Annotated in this window: 13 protein-coding genes; 10 read left to right on the plus strand and 3 right to left on the minus strand. The window is 62.9% G+C overall.

The window, feature by feature from the left end:
- Positions 1-164: 164 nt before the first annotated feature.
- The 8 genes from A0O30_RS03910 to A0O30_RS03955 all read left to right on the plus strand — a co-directional run bounded on the left by A0O30_RS03910 (position 165) and on the right by A0O30_RS03955 (position 12,554).
- Complete coding sequence (locus A0O30_RS03910) at positions 165-1,847, plus strand: fatty acid--CoA ligase (protein WP_105945648.1); 1,683 nt, start codon at positions 165-167, stop codon at positions 1,845-1,847.
- Positions 1,848-2,179: 332 nt separating this feature from the next.
- A complete protein-coding gene (locus A0O30_RS03920; RefSeq protein WP_105945649.1) occupies positions 2,180-4,051 on the plus strand; it encodes a DUF1302 domain-containing protein in 1,872 nt (623 codons plus the stop codon).
- Between the two features lie 25 nt (positions 4,052-4,076).
- Positions 4,077-5,441 carry a DUF1329 domain-containing protein gene (locus A0O30_RS03925; RefSeq protein ID WP_105945650.1) on the plus strand — a complete coding sequence of 455 codons (1,365 nt, stop codon included), beginning with the start codon at positions 4,077-4,079 and terminating at the stop codon, positions 5,439-5,441.
- Positions 5,442-5,788: 347 nt separating this feature from the next.
- Positions 5,789-8,506 carry a LuxR C-terminal-related transcriptional regulator gene (locus A0O30_RS03935; protein ID WP_105945651.1) on the plus strand — a complete coding sequence of 906 codons (2,718 nt, stop codon included), beginning with the start codon at positions 5,789-5,791 and terminating at the stop codon, positions 8,504-8,506.
- Between the two features lie 159 nt (positions 8,507-8,665).
- Positions 8,666-10,273 (plus strand): tetratricopeptide repeat-containing response regulator, encoded by a 1,608-nt coding sequence (locus tag A0O30_RS03940; protein ID WP_060500151.1) that lies wholly within the window; start codon positions 8,666-8,668, stop codon positions 10,271-10,273.
- A complete protein-coding gene (locus A0O30_RS03945; protein WP_016713275.1) occupies positions 10,270-10,962 on the plus strand; it encodes a sensor histidine kinase KdpD in 693 nt (230 codons plus the stop codon). Before A0O30_RS03940 ends, A0O30_RS03945 begins: the two co-directional genes overlap by 4 nt.
- Before the next feature lie 115 nt (positions 10,963-11,077).
- Positions 11,078-11,722, plus strand: a complete 645-nt coding sequence (locus A0O30_RS03950; RefSeq protein ID WP_105945652.1) for an MBL fold metallo-hydrolase — start codon at positions 11,078-11,080, stop codon at positions 11,720-11,722.
- Between the two features lie 109 nt (positions 11,723-11,831).
- Positions 11,832-12,554, plus strand: coding sequence for an OmpA family protein (locus tag A0O30_RS03955; RefSeq protein ID WP_016501466.1), 723 nt, complete (start codon positions 11,832-11,834; stop codon positions 12,552-12,554).
- 33 nt (positions 12,555-12,587) lie between these two features.
- Here the strand turns inward: A0O30_RS03955 and pta are convergent, their stop codons facing one another.
- On the minus strand, positions 12,588-14,675 hold the full coding sequence (gene pta, locus A0O30_RS03960; protein ID WP_105945653.1) for a phosphate acetyltransferase: 2,088 nt from the start codon (positions 14,673-14,675) through the stop codon (positions 12,588-12,590).
- A gap of 31 nt (positions 14,676-14,706) precedes the next feature.
- Positions 14,707-15,009, minus strand: coding sequence for a DUF3565 domain-containing protein (locus A0O30_RS03965; RefSeq protein ID WP_025754816.1), 303 nt, complete (start codon positions 15,007-15,009; stop codon positions 14,707-14,709).
- Between A0O30_RS03965 and A0O30_RS03970 the strand changes: the two genes are divergently transcribed.
- Together A0O30_RS03970 and A0O30_RS03975 are read left to right on the plus strand one after the other, a co-directional pair.
- Positions 15,008-15,493: a peptidylprolyl isomerase gene (locus A0O30_RS03970; protein WP_003259610.1), complete on the plus strand. Its 486-nt coding sequence runs from the start codon at positions 15,008-15,010 to the stop codon at positions 15,491-15,493. The two genes, A0O30_RS03965 and A0O30_RS03970, sit on opposite strands and share 2 nt — an antisense overlap.
- Before the next feature lie 145 nt (positions 15,494-15,638).
- Entirely contained in the window at positions 15,639-16,121 is a 483-nt protein-coding gene (locus A0O30_RS03975) for a glutathione peroxidase (protein WP_105945654.1), read from the plus strand.
- Between the two features lie 60 nt (positions 16,122-16,181).
- Here A0O30_RS03975 and A0O30_RS03980 read toward each other — a convergent pair whose 3' ends face one another.
- On the minus strand, positions 16,182-17,372 hold the full coding sequence (locus A0O30_RS03980) for a glycosyltransferase family 1 protein (RefSeq protein ID WP_105945655.1): 1,191 nt from the start codon (positions 17,370-17,372) through the stop codon (positions 16,182-16,184).
- Positions 17,373-17,451: the final 79 nt, after the last annotated feature.

Genomic DNA, 17,451 nt, shown 5'->3' on the forward strand with positions numbered 1-17,451 from the left:
CCGCGTCTACAGGCGCAGTGTCTAGCCCGGGGTTACCGCCCGTCAACGCCTGCCACTCATACCTTTGGCTCGCAAATCATTCCTTCGGCTGATTTAGCCGTCACATTGCCGCACTACAGTAGTTGTCAGACTTGTCCGGCTCGCTTTTCAGAAAAGGGATACCCATGTTGCAGACCCGCATCATCAAGCCCGCCGAGGGCGCCTACGCCTACCCACTGCTGATCAAGCGCCTGCTGATATCCGGTAGCCGCTATGAAAAGACCCGTGAAATCGTCTATCGCGACCAGTTGCGGCTGACGTATCCACAGCTCAACGAACGTATCGCACGCCTGGCCAATGTGCTGACCGAGGCCGGAGTAAAGGCCGGTGACACCGTGGCGGTGATGGATTGGGACAGCCACCGCTACCTGGAATGCATGTTCGCCATCCCGATGATCGGCGCCGTGGTGCACACCATCAACGTGCGCCTGTCGCCCGAGCAGATCCTCTACACCATGAACCACGCCGAAGACCGCGTGGTGCTGGTCAACAGCGATTTCGTCGGCCTCTACCAGGGTATTGCCGGGCAGCTGACCACCGTCGACAAGACCCTGCTGCTGACCGATGGCCCGGACAAGACCGCCGAGCTACCCAACCTGGTGGGCGAATACGAGCAATTGCTGGCCGCTGCCAGCCCGCACTACGATTTCCCCGATTTCGACGAAAACTCGGTGGCCACCACCTTCTACACCACCGGCACCACCGGCAACCCCAAGGGCGTGTATTTCACCCACCGGCAACTGGTGCTGCACACGCTGGCCGAGGCTTCGGTCACCGGCAGTATCGACAGCGTGCGCCTGCTGGGCAGCAACGATGTGTACATGCCCATTACCCCGATGTTCCATGTGCATGCCTGGGGCATCCCCTACGCCGCCACCATGCTCGGTATGAAGCAGGTGTACCCTGGGCGCTATGAGCCAGACATGCTGGTCAAGCTGTGGCGTGAGGAGAAGGTCACGTTCTCTCATTGCGTACCGACCATTCTGCAGATGCTGCTCAACTGCCCGACTTCGCAGGGCCAGGACTTCGGCGGCTGGAAGATCATCATCGGCGGCAGCGCGCTCAACCGTTCGCTCTACCAGGCTGCCCTGGCCCGGGGTATCCAGCTAACCGCAGCGTACGGCATGTCCGAGACCTGCCCGCTGATATCCGCCGCGCACCTTAACGACGAGTTGCAGGCTGGCAGTGAAGACGAGCGCATCACCTACCGCATCAAGGCCGGCGTGCCGGTGCCACTGGTCGAAGCGGCGATTGTCGATGGCGACGGCAACTTCCTTCCTTCCGATGGCGAGACCCAGGGCGAGTTGGTGCTGCGTGCGCCGTGGCTGACCATGGGTTATTTCAAGGAGCCGGAAAAGAGCGAGGAGCTGTGGCAGGGCGGCTGGCTCCACACCGGTGACGTCGCCACCCTCGACGGCATGGGCTACATCGACATTCGTGATCGCATCAAGGATGTGATCAAGACCGGTGGCGAGTGGATTTCCTCACTCGATCTGGAAGACCTGATCAGCCGCCACCCGGCCGTACGTGAAGTGGCGGTGGTCGGGGTGGCCGACCCGCAGTGGGGCGAGCGCCCGTTTGCCCTGCTGGTGGTGCGCGACGGCCAGGCCATTGATGCCAAGGCGCTCAAGGAACACCTCAAGCCGTTCGTCGAGCAAGGGCACATCAACAAGTGGGCGATTCCTAGCCAGATCGCCGTTGTTACTGAAGTTCCCAAGACCAGTGTCGGCAAGCTCGACAAGAAACGCATCCGCCAGGACATCGTCCAGTGGCAAGCCAGCAACAGCGCTTTCCTTTCCACGCTGTAACCGCCGTGCGGGTCGCGAACGCCAGAACGCGACCCGCACGCTAGAGGCCTTCACGCCTTGCCAAACGGCTGAAATGCGCCATCCTTTAGCACTGCCAGCCCGCAACCGGGACAACAGTGCAGCGAGTTGGCGGCATGGAGCGCAAATCACACTTTAGAGGGATCAAGCGCCTGTGCCTTGCTGGCTATAGTCGGGGCCAGGGGATTTTCAGGAATGGGGGAGGGCGACACGCGCAAGCCGTGTCGTCGCAGGTGCAAACCTGCAAACCGGTCGCTCGGGCCGTTCTTGAAAGGACTCACTGCCATAACAAAAAAGTACATGGAGTAGCGTCGATGAAATCTGCAAACCTGTTCTGGCGCCGGGCCAAGTTGCCCCTGGCCGTCAGCCTTGCTTCCACGCTCGCAAGTCCTGCTTTCGCTGTCAGCTTCAACATTGGTGAAATCGAAGGCCAGTTCGACTCCTCGCTCTCCATCGGCGCCAGCTGGTCGACGGCCAACCCCAACAAGAACCTGATCGGTGTCAACAACGGCGGCAAGGGCCTGTCGCAGACCTCCGACGATGGCCACCTGAACTTCAAGAAGGGCGAAACCTTCTCCAAGATCTTCAAGGGCATCCATGACCTGGAGCTCAAGTACGGCGATACCGGTGTGTTCGTGCGCGGCAAGTACTGGTACGACTTCGAACTGAAGGACGAAAGCCGTGAGTTCAAGGACATCAGCGACTCCAACCGCAAGGAGGGCGCCAAGTCTTCTGGCGCCGAGTTGCTCGACGCCTTCGTCTACCACAACTACTCCATTGGCGATCAGCCCGGCTCGGTGCGCCTGGGCAAGCAGGTGGTGAGCTGGGGTGAAAGTACCTTCATCGGCGGCGGTATCAACTCGATCAACCCCATCGACGTATCGGCATTTCGCCGTCCGGGGGCCGAAATCAAGGAAGGCCTGATTCCGGTCAACATGTTCTATGTGTCGCAAAGCCTGACCGACAACCTCTCGGCCGAGGCCTTCTACCAGATCGAATGGGACCAGACAGTCGTCGACAACTGCGGCACCTTCTTCTCGCAACCGGACATCATTGCTGACGGTTGCAGTGACAACCTGCGGGTGTTGGCCAGCAGCCGGGTTCTGGGCCTCCAGCCGCCCGCAGTCCAGGGCCTGCTCGCTGCTACCGGCGTAAACTACAACGAAGAAGGCGTGCTGGTACGCCGCAGCGCAGATCGCGATGCGCGGGACAGCGGCCAGTTTGGCGTTGCGTTCCGCTATATGTTCGAGCCGCTGGACACTGAGTTCGGTGCGTACTTCATGAACTATCACAGCCGTGCACCGATCTTCAGTGCCACCGGTGCTTCGCAGGCTGTGTTCGATCGGGTCGCTACGTTGCCGCCTGCATTGCGCCCACTTATCGTTGCGGGTAACTCGCAGTACTTCGTCGAATATCCGGAAGACATTCGCCTCTATGGCTTGAGCTTCTCTACCACGCTGCCTACTGGTACCGCCTGGAGCGGTGAGCTCAGTTATCGCCCGAATGCGCCAGTTCAACTGAACTCAACCGACATTCTGTTTGCTGGCGTCACGCCGCTGGAGGAGTACAGCAATGCCTCGGTGCTCCAGGGTACTGCTGGGCAAGACCTGCACGGCTACCGTCGCAAGGAGATCACTCAGTTCCAGACCACCTTCACCCACTTCTTCGACCAGGTGATGGGCGCCAGCCGCCTTACTGTGGTGGGCGAAGTCGGCGTCACCCACGTTGGTGGCCTGGAAAGCACCAGCAAGGCACGCTATGGCCGTGACCCGGTGTATGGCCCTGGCGAGCTGCCCGGCGACATGTGTAATGCGCTCAACCGCACCACCATCGGCGGTTCAGGCCTGGGTAGCTCCACCGCCAACCTGTCGCGCAACTGCAACAGTGACGGCTTCACCACCAGCACCTCCTGGGGCTACCGCGCCCGCGCCATCTGGGACTACAACGACGTATTCGCCGGGGTCAACCTCAAGCCGAGCGTGGCCTGGTCCCATGACGTCTCCGGCTACTCGCCAGGCCCTGGCGGCAACTTCGAGGAAGGCCGCAAGGCAGTCAGCCTGGGCCTGGACGCCGAGTACCAGAACACCTACACGGCGAGCCTGTCGTACACCAACTTCTTCGATGGCAAGTACACCACTGTGGATGACCGTGACTTCGTCGCGCTCAGCTTCGGCGTGAACTTCTAAGCACACAGATCCAGGACGACACGACATGAACAAGACCAGAAGTCTGCTGCAAGCCGGTGTACTGGGCCTGTCCCTGCTGGCGACCAGCGTGATGGCTGCGGTATCCGCCGACGAGGCGGCCAAGCTGGGCAGTACCCTGACCCCGATGGGCGCCGAAAAAGCCGGTAACGCCGATGGTTCGATCGGCCCGTGGGAGCCGTTGTCGAAGAGCGCAGGCAGCGCTGATGCCAAGGGTTTCCTGTCCGACCCGTACGGCAGTGACAAGCCGCTGTTCACCATCACCGCGCAGAACGCCGACCAGTACAAGGACAAGCTTTCGCCGGGCCAGTTGGCCATGCTCAAGCGCTACCCGGACACCTTCAAGATCCCCGTGTTCAAAACCCATCGCGGTTCAACCGTCCCGGCCGATGTGTTCGCGGCCATCAAGGAAAACGCCACCAAAACCACCCTGGTGGAAGGCGGCAACGGCCTGAACAACTTCCGCACGGCTGTGCCGTTCCCGATCCCCAAAAGCGGCCTGGAGGTGATCTGGAACCACATCACCCGCTACCGGGGGGGCAGTGTCAGCCGCCTGGTGACCCAGGCCACGCCACAGCAGAACGGCTCGTTCAACCCGGTGTACTTCTCCGACCAGTTCGTCTTCCGCGACAAGATGAAGGATTACGACCCGAACAACCCAGGCAACATCCTGTTCTACTTCAAGCAGGAAGTGACCGCACCTGCGCGCCTGGCCGGTACCGTGCTGCTGGTGCACGAAACCCTCGATCAGGTGAAGGAACCGCGCAAGGCGTGGATCTACAACGCCGGCCAGCGCCGTGTGCGCCAGGCGCCGCAGGTGTCGTATGACGGCCCGGGTACCGCTGCCGATGGCTTGCGTACCTCCGACAACCTGGACATGTTCAACGGTGCGCCAGACCGCTACGACTGGAAGCTGGAAGGCAAGAAAGAGCTGTACATCGCCTCCAACGCCTTCAAGCTGGACGACCCCAAGCTGAAGTACACCGACATCATCAAGGCCGGGCACATCAACCAGGACCTGGCCCGCTACGAGCTGCGCCGCGTGTGGCATGTGGTCGCGACCCTGAAGCCAGGCCAGCGCCACATCTATGCCAAGCGTGACTTCTACATCGACGAAGACACCTGGCAGGCTGCGGTGATCGACCAGTACGACGGTCGCAACCAGCTGTGGCGCGTTTCCGAAGCCCATTCCCAGCCGTATTACAACAATGAGGTGCCTTGGTACACCCTGGAGACCATTTACGACCTGCAGTCGGGTCGTTACCTGGCCTTGGGCATGAAGAACGAAGAGAAGCGTGCCTACGACTTTGGCTTCAGTGCCAGCAAGGCTGACTTCCAGCCAGCAGCGCTGCGTCAGTCGGGTATTCGGTAACCTGAAAGACTCCGTGTGATCCCCAGAACGCCCCGGCTTGCCGGGGCGTTTCCATTTTCCTGCCCCGGCCTCTTCGCGGGCACGCCCGCTCCCACAGGATTGCGCCGTAGCCGAAACCAGCACAAGACTTGTGGGAGCGGGCGTGCCCGCGAAGAGGCCCGAACAGGCAGTAAATCTGCTGAATACCCACCCAAACCCCCGCCCCAGCCCTTGTCCATCAGCCTTGTCGCTTTTTGTCGCAGTCTTTCCCGGGGCAAATGCGCCCATCATCTTCAAATGCGCTGCGTTACCGGCTAGTCTCGCAAGCATCCATATCGCCGTAGTCTTCCAACCAGAACGAGCCGGCCATGACAGACCTGTCCCGTACGCATGGATTCGCCAGTCAGGCCCTGGGCCTGCTGGACGGGCGTTTCTTTCGGCCCCCCCTGCCGGAGGGGCATGTGCCGCGTCCGCGCCTGTGCCAGCGTCTGTACACCGGCCTCGGCGGTCGCCTGCTGCTGGTCAACGCCCCGGCGGGTTTCGGCAAAAGCTCCCTGGCCATCGAGTTTTGCGAGGCACTGCCCGAATACTGGCGCAGCCTGTGGCTTGGCCTGAGCCAGCGAGATGCAGACCCAGGCCGCTTCCTTGAGCGCCTGCTCGAAGGGCTGCAGCAATACTGCCCGGCCTTGGGTGGCCAGGCCATGGGCTTGCTGAAAATGCGCCAGCGCCATCAGCCGTTCGCCTTCGAAGAGTGGCTTGACGGCCTGCTCGACGAGCTGGCGTTGTACCTGCAAGCGGATACACCTTTGCTGCTTGTACTGGATGATTATCACCTGGCCCAAGGGCCTGTACTCGACCGTTGCCTGCAGTTTTTCCTCAACCACCTGCCGGCCGGCCTGGTGTTGCTGGTTACCAGTCGCCAGCGCCCGGACTGGCACCTGGCGCGCCTGCGGCTGTCGCGTCAGCTTGTCGAGCTGAACGAACAGGATTTGCGCCTTACTGCCGAAGAGTCGCTGGCAGTGATCGGTCGCCAGCCCACGGGCCTGCGTGGCCAGGCCCTGGACAACCTTATCCAGCGCAGTGATGGCTGGGTGGCCGGGTTGCGTTTCTGGCAACTGGCGGCCAGCGACAGTGCCGACGAGCAGGCCTTGCCCCAGGCGCTGCATGGTGGCGAAGGGCTGATTCGCGACTACCTGCTCGAAGAAGTCATCGACATGCTGCCCGCCGATGTGCAGGCCTTCCTGTACGAAACCGCGTGCCAGGAGCGCTTCTGCGCCCAACTTTGCGATGCCGTGCGGGGCCGCCACGACAGCGCCGAGATCCTGCGTTTCCTGCAGGCGCACCAGGTGTTTCTGGTGCCGCTGGACGAGCACGGCCACTGGTTCCGTTATCACCACTTGTTCTCCGACTTGCTGCGCAGTCGCCAGGCCAACGAACCGCTGGCCGGCTTGCACTTGCGGGCGAGCCGTTGGTTCGAAGCCCAGGGCCTGCTGGACGAGGCGGTGGAGCAGGCCTTGCGTGCCGGCCACCTTGATGTTGCCGCCGACCTGGTGCAGAGCCTGTCCGAGGAGCAACTGCTGGCCGAACAGAACGTCGGCATGTTGCTGCGCTGGAAGATGGACTTGCCCGACAGCCTGCTGATCAGCACGCCAAGGCTTATCGTGCTGTACAGCTGGGCGTTGGGCCTGGCTTGCCAACTGGACGCGGCCGAGGAGCTTGCCGGCTACCTTAGCCGCTTCCTGCCCGCACCTTCGGCGACCGCGCAAAAGTCGATGCTGGCCCAGTGGCTGGCGCTGAGTGGGGTGATTGCCCGAGGCCGTGGTGACCGCGAGCGCACGTTGGCCTATTGCAGCGAAGCGCTGCAGAGCCTGCCAGGCAAGCGCTATGGCCAGCGCCTGGTGTGCCTGTCGACGCTGTCCAACCTGGCCATCGCCGATGGTGATTTCTGGCGGGCCCGCGGCTGGAACCGAGAAGCCCTGGAGCTGGCCCAGCGAGTCGGCAACCCGTTGTTCGAGGCCTTGGCCCATTACGACCGGGCGCGTGTACTGCACGCCCGTGGCGAAGTATTGCGGGCGCTGGACGAAGTGCGCCAAGGGCTGCAACGCCTGCAAGGGCTTTCGGCACAGCGGCTGTATGCCGTGCGCGCTCGTCTGACGCTTTACGAAGGCTATCTGTTGGTTTCGCGCCTGCAGCCTGCCCAGGGCCGTGCGCGGTTGCGCGCGGGGCTGGGCGAGGCGCGGGCCTGCCGGGACATCAGTGTGCTCATCGGCCATTGCGTGATCGCCACGCTCGATGGGCGGGAAGGGCACTTTGCCGAGGCCTTTGCCGAACTGGCCGAGGCTGAGCGCCTGATGCATATCTGGGACGTGCCCCCGGTCTACTACCTGGCCATGATTACCCTGGTCAAATGCGAACTCTGGCTGGCCCAGGGGCGCACCGACCTGGCCGAGTCCTGGCTGCTGCGCCTGGGCCAGACCTACGGCGGTGAGCAGCCAGCGGCAGCACCGGAGTTCCACCCACTGCTGCCGTTGCACATTGCGCTGCAGCAGGCGCTGCTCGAGCGTATCCAGTTACGTGGCGACGACGCCGTGCAACGTCTGGCCAGCCTGGTCGAGCGCGGGCAGGCCAGTGGCGGCATGATGCTCGCCGTCAGCGCCCTGTGCCAATGGCTCTCCCTGCTGCTGGACGAAGGCCGCGAAGGGCAGGCCGCGCAGTTGCTGCCAGGCTTGCTTGAGGCCGCCCGTGGCGGCGTGGTGCAACCGTTCCAGCCGCTGCTGGAAAAACACCCGCAATGGCTTCACGAGCAACTGCAGGCAGGTGCCGCGTGCCCGGTTCAGGCCGAACTGCTCAAGCGCCTGCCACCGCTGCCAAGCGCCAGCACGGGCAGTGGTGAGGCGTTGAGTGGCCGTGAGCTGGCTGTGCTCGAACTGATCGCTCAGGGTTGCTCCAATCAGCAGATCAGCGAGCGGCTGTTCATTTCCCTGCACACGGTCAAGACCCACGCCAGCCACATCAACAGCAAGCTGGGCGTCGAGCGGCGTACGCAGGCGGTGGCCAAGGCCAAATCCCTGGGGTTGCTGGCGTGATGCTGGCCCTGCAGGTCATTGCCCGCTAAAGTGATGGCCTGAGGCCATGGTTTGTGGCCGCCAATGCTCTACCCTCATCTTTCCCGACCTGCTGCCGATACAGCGATCGGTGGCATCGCCTCGCGCGATTTTTCAATCATTCCAAGGCAGGTCGTGTTGATGCTGCAGTACGGGCAAAAAAGCTTTCTGATCGTCGACGACTTTACCGACTTTCGCACGTCGACCCGTTCAATGCTGCGCGAGTTGGGCGTGCGCGACGTGGACACCGCTGACAGCGGCGAGCAGGCGCTGCGCATGTGCGCGCAGAAGCGCTATGACTTCATCCTGCAGGATTTTCACCTGGGTGATGGCAAGAAGAACGGCCAACAGGTGCTCGAAGACCTGATCATCGACAAGCACATCAGCCATGAGTGCGTGTTCATCATGGTCACGGCCGAGAGCAGCCAGGCCATTGTCCTCAGTGCCATCGAGCACGAGCCCGATGCCTACCTGACCAAGCCGTTCAACCGGGTTGGCCTGGCACAGCGCGTCGAGAAGCTGTATCAGCGCAAAACCTTGCTCAAGCCGATTCTGCAGGCCCTGGACCGCAGTCGCCCGGCCGAAGTGCTGGCGGCTTGTGCCGAACTGTGCAAGAAGGACCCGCGCCTGGCACCACTGTGCCTGCGCTACCGGGCCGATGCCTTGCGCAACCTCAACCGCTTCGAGGAGCTGGAAAAGTTCCTCAAGGCCATCCTGGCCAGTCGCCCGCAGCCGTGGGTGTACGCCGCATTGGGCGCCCTGATGCACAAGCGTGGCCAGAATGCCCAGGCCCAGGGCGTTTACGAGCAGGCACTCAAGGCGTTCCCGATCATGCCAGGGCTTTACGACGGCATGGCCGAAGTGCTGGTGGCGCAGGGCGATACCCGACGTGCGCAAAACCTGCTGGAAGAGGCGGTACGCCTGTCGCCACTGTCGGTGCGTCGGCAGTCGACACTGGGCAAGCTGGCGCTGGAAAACGAAGACTTCGAGAGCGCGTCGAAGGCGTTCCGCCATGCGGTGAACCAAGGGCAGAGCTCGCGCTACAAAGACGCCGAAAACAACCTAGGCCTGGTGCAGGCCCTGATGAGCAAGAATGCAGGCTTCGGCCTGGACGCCCGTACCCGGGTCGAGATCAACACCACGCTCAGCGAAGTGGCTAAGGAAAACCCCGAAGACCAAGGCTTGCAGGTTCGCGCGCGGATGATGAAAGCCGCCAGCCTGCAGCAGGCGGGCGACCCGGAAACGGCGGCCAAGCTGACCGAACAGGCGATTCAGCGCCTGGACAAGATGAACCAGTTTTTCTCGGTCGATTCGGCCCTGACCGTTGCCGCGCAGCTGCAGGCAATGGGGCAGGAAGCCGCCGCCATCGGCGTGCTGAAAAGCTGTGTGGAAAGTTATGGTGATGACCCCAAGGTCATGGAGAAAGTGGGCAAGCTGACCGACGACCCCACGGTGCTCAACGCCATTACCGAAGCGGTCACCCTCAATCGCCAGGGTGTGCGCAGTTACCAGGGAGGGCAGCTTGGCGAGGCGTTGCAACTGTTCCGCAAGGCGCTGGGTATGCAGCCGAAGAACATCAGCATCGCCCTCAACACCGCCCAGGCGCTGCTGCGTATTGGCGGTGACAACCCTCAGCCCGCGATCATGCAGGAATGCCAGGACGCCTTGACCAGCGTGGCCGGTATCCCTGCCAGCGACAATCGCTATGACCGTTACCGCAAACTGCACATCCGAGTGTTCGGCGCATGAATCAAGACAATCAGGGGCTGGACTTTTCCACGGTGATCGCCTCCACCGTGCACGACCTCAAGAGTTCGTTGTCGGCGCTGATCCAGTCCCACAACCAGTGGGTAGAACGCCTGCCCGAAGAGCTGCGCGGTGGTGCCGAGCAGGGCATCATGGAGCATGAGTTTCGCCACCTAAACGGCATGCTGGTGCAACTGCTGGGGCTCTATAAACTGGGTATCAACCAGCTGCCGGTGTGCCCGGACTACCATGAGCTGGACGATTTCATCGAAGCCCAGCTGGCGGCCCACCAGGAAGTGCTCAAGCACAACGACATCCTCGCCACCTGGCGCATCGACACCGACAACCCGCTGGGTTTCTTCGACCGTGAACTGGTGGCCTCGGTGATCGCCAACGTCATCACCAACGCCACCCGCTATGCCGGGCACGCCTTGCTGATTACCATCGAAGAGGCCGACAACCAGCTGGCCATCTGCGTGAACGATGACGGCCCGGGTTATCCAAAACACATGCTCGAGCGCCAGGAGGAGTACATCCAGGGCATCGACTCGACCAGCGGCAGTACCGGCCTGGGGCTGTATTTTGCGGCGCGGATTGCGGCGTTGCATGAAAGCGGCGGGGTGCGTGGGCGGATCGAGATTTCCAATGGCGGGGCGCTGGGGGGCGGGTTGTTCAGGTTGTTCCTGCCTTAAGATGTGTGGCGCTCGATCTCATGAGCGCCAAACCTCCCAAGGCATGAACCTCGTGCACCCACCTCATTTTCCTGTCAGGCTCTGGGCAAACCCCAGTTTTACCGCCGAGAGCATCATGACCCAATCCCCGCCTGCGATCATCCGCGAAACCTTCCCCGTAGGCCCCCTGCAATGCAACTGCACCCTGATCGGCGACCCCTTGACCAAAAAGGCCATCGTCGTCGACCCGGGCGGTGACCCGGACAAGATTCTGGCGCGCCTACAGGCCCATGGCCTGACGCTGGTGAGCATCATCCACACCCACGCGCACTTCGATCACTTCCTGGCTTCGGGCAAGCTCAAGGAACTGACCGGCGCTACCTTGCACCTGCACAAGGACGACCAGGTACTGTGGGACAATCTGGAGATGCAGTGCCAGATGTTCGGCGTTCCCTATACTCCGGTGCCGTCACCCGACCGCTGGCTGGGCGATGATGAAGAGCTGGCCTGTGGTTGTGGCGTGGCCCTGCATACGCCAGGCCATACCCCGGGCTCGATGAGCTTCTGGTTCGCCGATGCCAAGCTGTTGATTGCGGGCGATACCCTGTTCCGCCGTGGCATTGGCCGCACCGATTTGTGGGGTGGGGACCAGCGGGCAATCGTGCGTTCCATCAAGGAGCGGCTGTACCGGCTGGACGAAGAGGCCATCGTGGTGACCGGCCACGGGCCCGATACTCGGCTGGGCGATGAAATGCGCGAAAACCCCTTCGTACGTGCCTGATGGCACATGAAGGCACTTTCATGGAATTTTTCGTTGCCGATGCAATCCAAGGCTGGCATAGATCCCTTTGAGATCTGCCGCATTTATGAATTTCAGTAGGAGCTTGTCCATGTTCACCATGCGTCGTCTGATTATCGTCGCAACTGCCGCTGCCCTGATGACCGGCTGTGCCGGCCAGAACCCTTATGACAACCAGGGTCAGGCGCAGGGCTCCACGGGGATGAGCAAGACCGCCAAGTACGGCGGCCTGGGCGCGCTGGCCGGCGCCATCGCCGGTGCCGCCATCGACCACAACAACCGTGGCAAGGGTGCGCTGATCGGCGCTGCTGCGGTGGGCGCTGCCGCTGCCGGTTACGGCTACTACGCCGACAAGCAGGAAGCAGAGCTGCGTGCGCAAATGGCCAACACTGGCGTGGAAGTGCAACGTCAGGGTGACCAGATCAAGCTGATTATGCCGGGCAACATCACCTTCGCCACCGACTCGGCCAACATCGCCCCTAGCTTCTACTCGCCGCTGAACAACCTGGCCGGTTCGTTCAAGCAGTTCAACCAGAACACCATCGAAGTGGTCGGGTTCACCGACAGCACCGGCAGCCGCCAGCACAACATGGACCTGTCCCAGCGCCGTGCGCAGGCGGTCAGCACCTACCTGACCTCGCAGGGTGTGGATGCCTCGCGTATCTCGGTACGTGGCATGGGCCCGGACCAGCCGATCGCCAGCAACGCCGACGCCAATGGCCGTGCGCAGAACCGCCGTGTGGAAGTGAACCTGAAGCCGATTCCGGGTCAGCAGTATGACCAGCAGCAAGGCCAGGTTCAGCAGTATCCCTGATTGATCGCCGGGGCTGCAAAGCAGCCCCTGCTTCTAGCGCACCACGCTGGCCTGAATCGCCGTCAGGGCAATGGTATGCACGATATCGTCAACCTGAGCCCCACGCGGCAGGTCGTTCACCGGCTTGCGCAGCCCCTGCAGCATCGGCCCAAGGCTCACCCCGTCAGCACTGCGTTGCACCGCCTTGTGCGTGGTGTTGCCGGTGTTAAGGTCGGGGAACACGAACACCGTGGCACGCCCGGCCACCGGGCTGCCCGGCGCCAGGTCCCGTGCAATCGTCGGGTTGGCCGCCGCGTCGTACTGCAATGGCCCATCGATCAGCAACGCCTGCGCTGCACCTTGCGCCAGGCGTGTTGCCTCGCGCACCTTCTCCACTTCCTCATCGCTGGCTGAATCGCTGGAATAACTGATCATCGCCACCCGTGGTGCGATACCGAAGGCCTGCGCCGACTCGGCGCTCTGCCGGGCGATCTCTGCCAACTCGGCAGCGCTCGGGTGCGGGTTCATCACGCAGTCGCCGTACACCAGCACCTGCTCCGGGAACAGCATGAAGAACACCGACGACACCAGGCTTGAGCCAGGCGCAGTCTTGATCAGTTGCAGGGCAGGGCGAATGGTGTTGGCGGTGGAGTGCACCAGGCCCGAGACCAGGCCGTCCACTTCGTCCAGGGCCAGCATCATGGTGCCGATCACCACCGGGTCTTCCAGCTGCTGCTCGGCCATTGGCGCGTTGAGGTTCTTGCTCTTGCGCAGCTCTACCATGGGCTCGACATAGCGCCCGCGAATCAGCTCGGGATCGAGAATTTCCAGGCCAGGCGGCAGGGTAATGCCTTGGGCGCGTGCCACGGCGTCGACATCCTCGGGCTTGGCCAGCAGCACGCAGCGGGCAATGCCACGGGCCTGGCAGATGGCCGCAGCCTGCACCAGCAACGGCTCGGCGCCTTCGGGCAGGACAATTCGCTTGTTGGCCTGCTGCGCCCGCTGGATCAACTGGTAGCGGAACACAGCTGGCGACAGGCGCATTTCACGCGGGGTGCCGCAGCGTTGGTGCAGCCAGGCGGCGTCGAGGTGGCTGGCGACGAAGTCTGTGATGAACTCGGCGCGCTCGCGGTCGTCCACAGGGATTTCGCGGTTAAGCGAATTGAGCTGGTTGGCGGTGTCGTACGAGCCGGTGCTGACTGACAGGATCGGCAACCCAGCCTGCAGCGCGCCGCGGCACAGGCCGAGGATGCGCGCGTCGGGCTTGCTGTCACTGGTCAGCAGCAACCCGGCCAGTGGTACGCCATTGATCGCCGCCAGGCTGACGGCAAGGATGATGTCGTCGCGATCGCCCGGGGTGACCACCAGGGTACCCGAGGTCAGCAGCGGCACCGTGTTGGCCACGGTGCGCGCGCAAATAATGATCTTGCTCATGCGCCGCTGCTCGTAGTCGCCGGCATTGAGCACCTGGGCACCGAGCAGCTCGGCCACGTCGCGGGTGCGCGGGGCGTTCAATTCGGGTTGGTAGGGGATGCAGCCGAGCAGGCGGAAATCGTTGCCGCGCAGCAGGGGCGAGTGTTCGCGCAGGCGGGTGGCGAAGTCGGCCATGCTTTCGTCGGTGCGCACCTTGTTGAGGATGACACCGAGCACTTTCGGGTCGCGTGGGCCGCCGAACAGCTGGGCCTGCAGTTCGACCCGGCCGGACAGTTCGCTGAGCACTTCGTTTTCCGGGGCCGACACCAGGATCACCTCGGCATCCAGGCTCTTGGCCAGGTGCAGGTTGACCCGCGCCGCATAGCTGGCGTGGCGGGTGGGCACCATGCCCTCGACCACCACCACGTCGTTACCGATGCAGGCTTGCTGGTAGAGGCGGATGATTTCTTCGAGCAGCTCGTCCAGCTGGCCATCGCCGAGCATGCGCTCGACATGGGCCAGGCTCAGGGGCACCGGGGGCTTGATGCCATGGGTGCGGGCCACCAGTTCGGTGGAGCGCTCGGGGCCGGTATCACCCGGGTGGGGCTGGGCGATCGGCTTGAAGAAGCCGACCTTCAGGCCCGCGCGCTCCAGGGTGCGCACCAGGCCCAGGCTGATGGAGGTCAGGCCGACACCGAAGTCGGTCGGCGCAATGAAAAATGTCTGCATGCGTGCTTCTCGAAATAAGCGGTGCAAGAAATTAACGGCCAAGGGTAGCGCTATCGGCCCCTTGTGCGCACCAGCCGCATGCGAAAGGCTGGCCGATGTGCTGCGCGCGCTGGGCCGGGTCGAGCACCCAGGGGCGTGCCTGCCACGGTGGCTGGTGGCGCAGGTGCTGGGTATGGCCACAGGACAGTTCTGCCACCCAGTGGCCTTCTTCGTCCTGGTGGAAGCCGGTGATCCGACTGATGGGCCGCTGCTCGTCCGCGGCACGTTCGCAATCGGACGATGGCTTCGTTACACTTGTGCGCTCTACATTCTTTTGCAAAAGGTCTTGCCCCATGCTGATCGCCGCCAACAAGGCTGTCTCCATCGACTATACCCTGACCAACGACGCCGGGGAGACCATCGACAGCTCCGCCGGTGGCGCGCCGCTGGTTTACCTGCACGGTGCCGGCAACATCATCCCGGGCCTGGAAAAAGCCCTGGAAGGCAAGCAGGCCGGTGACGAACTGAACGTTTCCATCGAGCCGGAAGACGCCTACGGCGAATACCTGGCCGAACTGGTCAGCACCCTGAACCGCAGCCTGTTCGAAGGCGTCGACGAGCTGGAAGTGGGCATGCAGTTCCACGCTTCGGCGCCGGATGGCCAGATGCAGATCGTCACCATCCGCGACATCGACGGCGACGACGTCACCGTTGACGGCAACCACCCGCTGGCCGGCCAGCGCCTGACCTTCCAGGTCAAGGTTGTCAACGTGCGTGACGCCAGCGACGAAGAAATCGCTCACCGTCACATCCACGGTGAAGGTGGCCATCACCACTGATTTTCTGCGCTAAGCTCAGAAAGTCGCCAGGCGCTCGGGCAAGCCGATTTGCCTTCCTACGGGAGGTGGACGGTTTGGACGAGCGCCTTTTTAGTGGGCGGAATTTGCCTGCGCGGCAACCGGGAACCTGAGAGGGGATGTCATCATGAGTGCATTTCACGACCTGAAACTGGACGCGCTGAACGGAGGGGAGCTGCCCCTGGCCCCGTTCAAGGGCCAAGTGGTGCTGGTGGTCAACGTCGCGTCCAAGTGTGGGCTCACGCCGCAATACAAGGCCCTGGAAAACCTCTACCAGGTTTACAAGGACAAGGGCTTCAACGTGCTTGGCCTGCCGTGCAACCAGTTTGCCGGGCAGGAGCCAGGCAGCGAAAAGGAAATTCAGGAATTTTGCAGCCTCAACTACGGCGTGAGCTTCCCGCTGGGGGGCAAGCTGGAGGTCAACGGGCCGCAGCGCCATTCGCTGTACCGCCTGCTGGCGGGCGAAGGAGCCGAGTTTCCGGGCGACATCACCTGGAATTTCGAGAAGTTTCTGGTGGGCAAGGATGGGCGGGTGCTGGCGCGCTTTTCACCGCGTACAGCGCCAGATGATCCGGCGGTGGTGCAGGCTATCGAAAAAGCACTGGTCTGAAAGCCTTGCGCGGTCCCTGTAGGAACGGCCTTGTGTCGCGAAAGGGCCGCAAGGCCGCTCCTACACAGATCGCGTAGCATCAAGCCTGGAAGCAGGTGTGGCAGCCGCTTGGTTCCGGGCAGCACGCAGATACCCCTCAAACTGCTCGACAATCGCCGACCACCCCTGACGGCTTGCATGCTGCCGCGCATTCAGCCGCACCCGGCGCAACGTCTCCTCTTCTTCCAGCAACCAGCAGGCCGCATCGATGAACGCTGCCTGGTCCCCCGGCATCGCCAGCGCGCCGCTGTGACCATGGCGAATATGCTGCGCTGCGGCGGCCTCGTCGTAAGCGACCACAGCCAACCCCGAAGCCATGGCTTCGAGCACTACATTGCCAAAGGTTTCGGTCAGGCTCGGGAACAGAAACAGGTCACCGCTGGCATAGTGCTCGGCCAGCACCTCACCTCTCTGTGCGCCACAGAACACCGCATCCGGCACCTGCTGTTGGAGTGCTGAACGCTGTGGCCCGTCCCCCACCAGGATCAGGCGCAGGCGTTTCTGTGGATAAGTCTTCTGCAATGCCTCAAGGCACGGGCGCAGTAGCCCGAGGTTCTTTTCCACCGCCAGCCGCCCGACATGCAGCACGGCGATATCGTCCGGGCCTAGCCCCCAGCTTTCACGCAACGCCTGGCTGCGTCGGGCCGGGTTGAACAGGCAGGCATCGACACCTCGGGCCAGCAGGTCCAAGCGCTCGAAACCACGGCGTTCAAGCTCCAGACGCTGGCTGAGGCTGGGCACCAGGGTGATCGCTGTACGCCGATGGAACCAGCGCAGGTAGTGGGTGAGCAGGCGCGCCAGCAAGCCCAGGCCATATTGGCCGGAATACTGCGGGAAGTTGGTGTGAAAGCCACTGACCACCGCCAGCCCCAGGCGCCGGGCTGCGCGCAGGGCGCTGAGCCCCAGTGGCCCTTCGGTGGCGATGTACAGCACATCCGGGCGCTGCCGGCGCCAGCGGCGCATCAGCTTGTGCATCGACACCTCGCCCCACTGCAAGCCCGGGTAGCCGGGCAGGGCCCAGCCACGGCACAACATCAGGTTTGGGTCGTTGTGCACCGGTGTTTCACCGGCCTGACGTGGGCGTACCACCTCGACGTCGTGGCCGCGTTGGCGCAGCCCTTCGCTGAGGCGGCCAAGGGTATTGGCCACGCCGTTGATTTCGGGTGGGAAGGTTTCGCTGACCAGGGTAATGCGTAGGGCGGGTGTATTCATGACAAAAAGTTTCCGCCTGCTGGATTGCGCCAATGTGACGGCCATGTGACATGCAGATGACGCCCGACCGCCGACGCTT

This window comes from Pseudomonas sp. LLC-1 (genome assembly GCF_002992185.1).
Classification (GTDB): domain Bacteria; phylum Pseudomonadota; class Gammaproteobacteria; order Pseudomonadales; family Pseudomonadaceae; genus Aquipseudomonas; species Aquipseudomonas monteilii.

Coding starts and splice junctions, on each gene's coding strand:
- A0O30_RS03910 (WP_105945648.1), top strand. CDS start 165: ATGTTGCAGACCCGCATCATCAAGCCCGCCGAGGGCGCCTACGCCTAC.
- A0O30_RS03920 (WP_105945649.1), top strand. CDS start 2,180: ATGAAATCTGCAAACCTGTTCTGGCGCCGGGCCAAGTTGCCCCTGGCC.
- A0O30_RS03925 (WP_105945650.1), top strand. CDS start 4,077: ATGAACAAGACCAGAAGTCTGCTGCAAGCCGGTGTACTGGGCCTGTCC.
- A0O30_RS03935 (WP_105945651.1), top strand. CDS start 5,789: ATGACAGACCTGTCCCGTACGCATGGATTCGCCAGTCAGGCCCTGGGC.
- A0O30_RS03940 (WP_060500151.1), top strand. CDS start 8,666: ATGCTGCAGTACGGGCAAAAAAGCTTTCTGATCGTCGACGACTTTACC.
- A0O30_RS03945 (WP_016713275.1), top strand. CDS start 10,270: ATGAATCAAGACAATCAGGGGCTGGACTTTTCCACGGTGATCGCCTCC.
- A0O30_RS03950 (WP_105945652.1), top strand. CDS start 11,078: ATGACCCAATCCCCGCCTGCGATCATCCGCGAAACCTTCCCCGTAGGC.
- A0O30_RS03955 (WP_016501466.1), top strand. CDS start 11,832: ATGTTCACCATGCGTCGTCTGATTATCGTCGCAACTGCCGCTGCCCTG.
- pta (WP_105945653.1), bottom strand. CDS start 14,675: ATGCAGACATTTTTCATTGCGCCGACCGACTTCGGTGTCGGCCTGACC.
- A0O30_RS03970 (WP_003259610.1), top strand. CDS start 15,008: ATGCTGATCGCCGCCAACAAGGCTGTCTCCATCGACTATACCCTGACC.
- A0O30_RS03965 (WP_025754816.1), bottom strand. CDS start 15,009: ATGGGGCAAGACCTTTTGCAAAAGAATGTAGAGCGCACAAGTGTAACG.
- A0O30_RS03975 (WP_105945654.1), top strand. CDS start 15,639: ATGAGTGCATTTCACGACCTGAAACTGGACGCGCTGAACGGAGGGGAG.
- A0O30_RS03980 (WP_105945655.1), bottom strand. CDS start 17,372: ATGAATACACCCGCCCTACGCATTACCCTGGTCAGCGAAACCTTCCCA.